The sequence below is a fragment of the Pseudomonas sp. SIMBA_067 genome (genome assembly GCF_046534675.1).
GTDB lineage: Bacteria > Pseudomonadota > Gammaproteobacteria > Pseudomonadales > Pseudomonadaceae > Aquipseudomonas > Aquipseudomonas putida.
The window spans coordinates 1-241 of the sequence record NZ_JAWRYH010001199.1; the positions used below are offsets into that span (position 1 = coordinate 1).

At 64.3% G+C, this 241-nt stretch carries 1 pseudogene; it reads right to left on the bottom strand.

From position 1 onward, the window contains the following. Nucleotides 1-241: pseudogene (locus tag SB765_RS33080) on the bottom strand (HAD-IB family hydrolase); the annotation flags it as partial.

A 241-nucleotide genomic window follows, 5' to 3' on the forward strand; every position in this document is an offset into this window, starting at 1 on the left:
GGTCGCCACGCCTGCGATGCTCGGCAATGCAGCGGCAGGCGTCGCCGAAAATGATCGGTTCGATGACGTCTTCCACCCACGGCTGCACCAGGTGTTCAACCTCTTCCAGGGTGCGCCCGGCAATGGGCTCCAGGCTGAAGGCCATGTAGTCCTCCATCTGCAGGTGGCCCTTGCCATAGGCCTCCATCAGCTCATGGTCGCGACGCAGGAATGCCTTGCCGTCGACCCAGCCCAAGCGGGC